Raw genomic sequence first — 6,439 nt, 5'->3', positions numbered from 1 at the left:
AGATGGGAATGTCGTAGCAATGCCTTTCCCAGTAGAAATAGCTACGAATGGGCCTCCACATGTCCTCGAAATCCGAAACGTGATCCCGCAACTCATCGGTGATTTCCGCCATCTCATGTGTTTCGCCGACCATGCGATGAGTGGTACCGGCGAGCTGTTGCATCAAGTTATACATTCGCTGCATCAGGCTGATCGTCGCCGACAATTCGTCAGCCTGCTTGAGCATATCTTTCATGCGTTCTTTCTGGAACGGTAAATTTTGCAGCTGGCTGGCCTGCCCCATGCTGAGAATAAACGGTATCGAAGTGTGTTGGATCGGATCTCCAGTGGGGCGAGTGATGGCCTGCACATTGGCCACGCCTGGAACCGCGAAGACGCCCTTCGCCAGTTTGTTCAGTATCAGCATGTCTGCCGAATTGCGCAGGTCATGATCTGCCTCGATTAACAGCATCTCCGGCATTAACATTCGCGACTCGGGAAAATGGCGCGCCGCGGCCGTATACCCCAGATTGCCGGGAATATCTTTCGGAATATACTTTTGATCGTTATAGCTGGGTATGTATCCCGGGAGCGCTAATAGGCCGATCAGCGCCACCGCTAATGCCGCGGCCAGGATTGGCGCGGGCCAGCGGACGATCGACGTGCCTATCCGCCGCCATCCATGACCCATGACTACGCGCTTTGGCTCGAACAGACCGAAGCGGCCACCCAAGGCGATAACTGCTGGAACCAGGGTGACCGCCACTGCGACCGCGATGACCATACCCACCGCGCACGGAATCCCAAGCGCTGAGAAAGCGTTCAGCCGAGTAAAACGAAGGCAGAAAAGGGCTCCGGCGATCGTCAGGCCGGAAGCCAAAACAACCTTGGCGACCCCGCGGTAAGTGGTGTAGTAAGCGGTTACCCGATCCTCGCCGGCCTGGCGCGCCTCTTGATATCGCCCGAAAAAGAATATCCCGTAGTCCGTTCCAGCCGCGATAGCCAGGGACGTCAGGAGGTTAACGACAAATGTAGTAAGACCGATATGCGCATGATGGCCGATGAACGCGACGACGCCTCGGGCAACCTGCAATTCAATCCCGACCATCAGCAACAAAAGAACTACGGTGATAATCGAACGATAGACCAGGAACAACATAGTGCAGATCACGGCGAGGCTTAACACTGTGATTGTGATGACGGTCCTGTCACCACTGTGGCCTAGGTCAGCGGCAATCTCCGCCGGGCCAGTGACATACACCTTGATCCCCGGTGGCGGGGGCGTTCGCCCCACGATGTCCCGGACAGCTTCGGCAGCTTCGTTGCCGGAGGCCTGGCCCGGCTCGCCAGCGAGGTCCAATTGGACATACGCAGCTTTGTTATCAGCGCTTTCCGCGGCGTCCGCGGTAAGAGGATCCCCCCAGAAATTGTGGATGTGGGTGACATGCTTCGGATCCGCTTCCAGCTGGCGAATCAACTCGTTGTAGTACCGGTGGGCCTCGTCGCCCAAGGGTTGCTGACCCTCCAAGACGACCACCGCGACATTGCCGGAATTAGATTCTTTGAAGTCCTCAACGATCCGCGTCGATGCCTTGAACGCCGGCGCATCACTGGGAGCGAGCGATACCGAACGTTCTTTCTCCACCTGCTCCAGTGAGGGGACGGCGGCACTCAGGATGAAGGCGATCGCCAACCACGCCAAGATGACCGGCACTGAGAACCGATGAATCATTCGCGCTGCGAATGGTGGCGTTGTGTGTTCACTGGCCATGTGTTCGCCGATCATCCGTTCTTTAGCAAACAGGAGGTAAAGGCGTTGACTTCGTTCGATATCTTTTCGGCTTTGACCTCACCGTCGACCACGATCCTGCAGCCGATGCTGTTGCTGTCGCCCTGCGCCACGACACTTCCCACGGCCGTGGCCTCGCTGGTCGCGAACTCCAACGACCACGGCAGGCGGGCGTTATCCACCCTCCGCGGGTCAGCATTGACGTCGAAATAGCTGATGGTTGCCACCGTCCCTGGCGGTCCGAAGACCTCGTACGTCATGTGTTTCGGGTTAAAAGGCTTGCTGTCGTTGGTTTTGGTGTCTGCATACGAGGGGCGTTTCTCAGAGCCAAAAACGTTGTGGAGCCGTGTCACGGTGAATCCTCCGCTGGCGATGACCACGAGTATGACCAACGGAATCCACAATCTCCTCAGAACGCTGAAAATCGCGAATCCCCTCCGTCTTCGTAGCTGGCGCCATGTGAGCCCCTCGAGCATGCAACTACACGTCGGCCGCGACACGCCAGACGACGGCACCTCGATTCCGTGTGCGCGTCGCAGGCACGCCGTACGGCGGTCACCTCAAGCCGCGCCGCCCTTGGGAGCGCGGCTAGATCTTGATGAGTAAACCATGCCGACGGCCTCCGTATCGCCTCGTTCGCAACGCGATATGGGCGTGATATGGGATCGTAATGCAGGCGACGTACGTGACCGCAGGGTACCGATACCCAGTGCACACCCCATTGGTCGGCTGACGTCCGCAACCCCCGGACTGGGGGCACGTCACGTTGCAGCGCGGCCGTACTCAGAACACGTGGCCAGCCAGGCGATCGTTCAACCACCGCGGTCGCCAGCTATTGAGCGTCGCGCTGCGGCGCATGACCGGCTGGCGTTGCCAGTGTGCCGACCTCCGCGATTGCGCCATGGTGAGCGCAGCGGTTGCTCGAGCTCGGTAGCGTTCACCGACGAACCGCAGATCCGACTCAAACGGAACGTCGATTTTCATGCTCGCGCTCATCCCGATTCCTGATCCACCTGGTTCGGCTTGTGTCAGCGACTGCACTACGCGACAGCAGATTTGAAAGAATTGCGTGTGCCGTTTGCACGCTCGCGGCTCAATATTCAAAGGTGTGTCTGGCAGGGTGACGGGAGGGCCTACATCGATTCGACGTCGGCATTCCCGCCTCAACGGCCAGTGCGTCGTCCCCGCTTCTAGGTGCTCTCCCGGCCCCTGCTCCCTGATTCACCGAGGTGATCCAGCGACGCGGTGTTCGCTTGCGACACAACCGACTCGAAACGTCATCGTCCTCTAAGGGCCGACCTCGGTCGTTGGGAATGGGCACGATAAACCATCGCCTTTGCAACGTAACGGTAACGGCAGCGCACCGCGAGAACCCAGGCACCCGCCGCCGTTCAGGGAGTTTGTCGAAACCCCGGACCGAGCTTGTTGTTCTCACGTATAGTTCGGAACCGTTGCACTGGTGTCAATTAGATAGGCCTGGGGGAACAGGGGGAACTAGTGAGCGTCAATCCCTTCGACGACGAGAATGGCAGCTTTTTCGTGTTGGTCAACGACGAAGAGCAGCACAGTCTGTGGCCGACCTTCGCCGATGTCCCGGCCGGCTGGCGGGTGGTTTTCGGTGAAGCGGACCGCGCTGCGTGCCTCGACTACATCGAGCAAAACTGGACCGATATACGGCCCAAGAGTCTGCGCGAGCGGCTGGCGAGGGGCCGGGCTTCTGATAACTAAACCGTCTGGGTTCGGAAAGTCTGATGGCACCTGGTGACAGGGCACTTCCGCCTACGCGCAGACCGCCGATGGAACTTGATGACCGCGCGCTTCCGCTAACGCGTGCCCAGCTAGACATATGGCTCGCGCAGGAAACGGGCAACACCGGCGCGGAATGGCAGCTCGGCCTTTTCCTGAAAATCGAGGGAACGGTAGATCGTGATGCCCTTGAGTGGGCGATCCGCCGAGCGATACAAGAGGCGGAACCGGCCAGGGCCAGCATCTTCGAGGTCGACGGCCAGGTTTATCAAAAACCGATCGATTATCCGGACATCGAGCTGCCGTTCTATGACGTGAGCTCCGAGCCTAATCCGGTGGAGCAAGCTCATGGAATAGCGTCGTCGATCCAGCGCACGCCGATGCCCTTCACCGGCCCACTGTTCAGGTTCGCGTTATTTCGAACCGGGACAGATGAATTCTATTTGTTCGCCTGGGGCCACCATATAGTTATTGACGGGACCGGAATTCTACTCGTCGGCCATCGCATTGCAGGCCTGTACTCCGCAATTGTTTCAGGCACACCGATTCCTCCTGCCTTTTTCGGTTCGTTGAAGGACTTGGTCGACCTCGAGTTGGAGTACGAAGCCTCCAATGATTACCTGGAAGATCAAGCCTATTGGTCTAAAAACTTACAGGCGGAGACCGAACCGCAGAATCGGTTGTCAAAAGCCCCCACCGACCGCGATCCGAATCAGCTGTCGGCACCGGTTGAATTGGACCCTGCGATCGTTCGCCGCGTTGAAGAATCAGCCGAAGCATGGAACGTGCCACGATCGTCCGTCATCACCGCGGCATGCGCCCTTTTAGTGCGTGGATGGTGCGCCGAGGGCTCAGAGGTAGTGCTCGACTTCCCGGTAACCAGGCGAGTCCGTCCGGAGTCAAAGACGCTTCCCGGAATGGTTGCCGGCATTGTGCCGCTGGTGTTGAGGGTCGCGCCGGAAACTGCGGTTACCGATTTTTGCCAGTATGTTGACGCGCGAATACGAGAAGCACTGGAGCATCAGCGGTTTCCCGTGCATGCCCTTGAACGCAGAACTCAGCTTCGCGGGCCAGGGCAGCTAGCCGATAGGGTGAGTGTTAATTTCCTCCCCTCCACGTCGACTGTGTCCTTCGGTGCTGCCGCGGCGTCAGCGTCGTATAGCAACCCCGGCATCGTCGGCGGGTTTGGCCTGATCTTCTCTGGCGCCGGTGACCAGCTTTTCGTCAGCACCGTCGGCGCAGCGCTGCCGTTTTCGAATTTCGAAGTCTCCGAGCTCGCGGCGCGGTTGGAGCAGGTCTTGGTGGCCCTCACCACTGACCCAGCCCGACTGCTGTCATCGTTGGATTTAGTTGATATCGCTGAGCAGGCCGAGCTGAACGCCTGGGGTAACCGGGCGGTGTTGACCCAGCCGGCGACTACACCGTTGTCGGTTTCCGCGGTGTTCGCCGCCCAGGTGGCTCGCACCCCCGATGCGGTGGCGCTGACATGCAGTGGGGCTTCGTGGACCTACCGCGAGCTGGATGAGGCGTCGAACCGGTTGGCGCACTTGTTGATTGACCACGGCGCGCGACCGGGTGAGTGCGTAGCACTTCTGTTTTCGCGCTCGGCAGAGGCGATCGTGTCGATGCTGGCGGTACTCAAGACCGGGGCGGCGTACTTACCGATCGATCCGGCACATCCGGATGCCCGCATCGGCTTCATGCTCGCCGATGCCGCCCCGATTGCCGCGTTGACCACTACCGCCCTGCGCCCGAGGCTCGACGGGCACGACGTCGCGGTCATCGACGTCCATGACCCGGCTGCCGACGCCCATCCCGCCATCGCGTTAGCGGGCCCGGCGCCGGCGCCTGAGGACATCGCCTACCTCATCTACACGTCGGGCACTACCGGTGTCCCCAAAGGCGTGGCTGTGGCGCACCGCAACGTCACCCAGCTGCTGGAGTCGCTGCCTGCCGGCTTGCCGCGTGCCGGGGTGTGGTCGCAGTGGCATTCTTCGGTCTTCGACGTGTCGGTCTGGGAGATCTTCGGTGCGCTGCTGCATGGCGGGCGGCTGGTGGTGGTGCCCGACGAGGTCGTTCGCTCGCCAGAACACTTGCAGGCGTTGCTGATCGCCGAAGGAGTCGGCGTCTTAAACCAAACCCCGTCGGCGGTGGGTGTGCTCTCACCCGAGGGGTTGGAGTCGACGGCATTGATGGTGGCCGGTGAGGCCTGCCCAGCAGAGGTGGTGGACCGGTGGGCGCCGGGGCGGGTGATGATCAACGCCTACGGCCCCACCGAGGCGACGGTTTATGCCGCGATGAGTGCGCCGTTGACGCCGGGTGGGGGGGCACCGATTGGTTCGCCGGTGCCGGGGGCGGCGTTGTTTGTACTGGATGGCTGGTTGCGCCCGGTGCCAGCAGGTGTAGTCGGCGAGTTGTATATAGCGGGCCGCGGTGTGGCTGTGGGGTATTGGCGCCGGGGCCCGTTGACCGCTTCGCGGTTTGTGGCTTGCCCGTTTGGTGGGGCCGAAACACGGATGTATCGGACCGGGGATTTGGTGCGTTGGCGCGCTGATGGGCAGCTGGACTACCTGGGCCGCGCCGATGAGCAGGTCAAAATCCGCGGCTACCGCATTGAACTCGGCGAGATCCAAGCAGCCCTGGCCGATGTGGAGGGGGTGCGGCAGGCGGCGGTGATCGCTCGCGAGGAGCGCCCGGGCGACAAACGCCTGGTCGCCTACGTCACCGGGTCCGCCGATCCGGCCCAGATTCGCGAGACGCTGGCGCAGCGGCTGCCTCCGTATATGGTGCCCGTCGCGATCGTGGTGTTGGACGCGTTGCCGTTGACGGTCAACGGCAAACTCGACAAACGCGCCCTGCCGGCCCCCGAATACGCCGACGCCGGTCACTACCGCGCCCCGAGTAATGCGGTCGAGGAGTTGCTGG

General features: G+C 60.9%; 4 protein-coding genes. 2 read left to right on the top strand and 2 right to left on the bottom strand.

The window, feature by feature from the left end; all coding sequences use genetic code 11:
- Together VFA16_RS17400 and VFA16_RS17395 are read right to left on the bottom strand one after the other, a co-directional pair.
- The coding region (locus VFA16_RS17400; protein WP_324969015.1) for an MMPL family transporter at positions 1 to 1,765 on the bottom strand (1,765 nt) is incomplete at its 3' end.
- Positions 1,762 to 2,244, bottom strand: a complete 483-nt coding sequence (locus VFA16_RS17395) for an MmpS family protein (RefSeq protein WP_324969014.1) — start codon at positions 2,242 to 2,244, stop codon at positions 1,762 to 1,764. The genes VFA16_RS17395 and VFA16_RS17400, both read right to left, overlap by 4 nt.
- A 1,021-nt stretch (positions 2,245 to 3,265) precedes the next feature.
- Between VFA16_RS17395 and VFA16_RS17390 the strand changes: the two genes are divergently transcribed.
- On the top strand, positions 3,266 to 3,496 hold the full coding sequence (locus VFA16_RS17390; RefSeq protein ID WP_324969013.1) for an MbtH family protein: 231 nt from the start codon (positions 3,266 to 3,268) through the stop codon (positions 3,494 to 3,496).
- Positions 3,497 to 3,564: 68 nt separating this feature from the next.
- Positions 3,565 to 6,439, top strand: a 2,875-nt coding sequence (locus VFA16_RS17385) for an amino acid adenylation domain-containing protein (protein WP_324969012.1), incomplete at its 3' end; no start/stop codon positions are given.

Origin of the sequence: Mycobacterium sp. (assembly GCF_035653355.1) — a bacterium.
Lineage (GTDB): Bacteria > Actinomycetota > Actinomycetes > Mycobacteriales > Mycobacteriaceae > Mycobacterium.
Note: the sequence above shows the minus strand (reverse complement) of the source record. Positions and strands in the feature narration are given on the sequence as shown.

Coding starts and splice junctions, on each gene's coding strand:
- VFA16_RS17395 (WP_324969014.1), bottom strand. CDS start 2,244: ATGCTCGAGGGGCTCACATGGCGCCAGCTACGAAGACGGAGGGGATTC.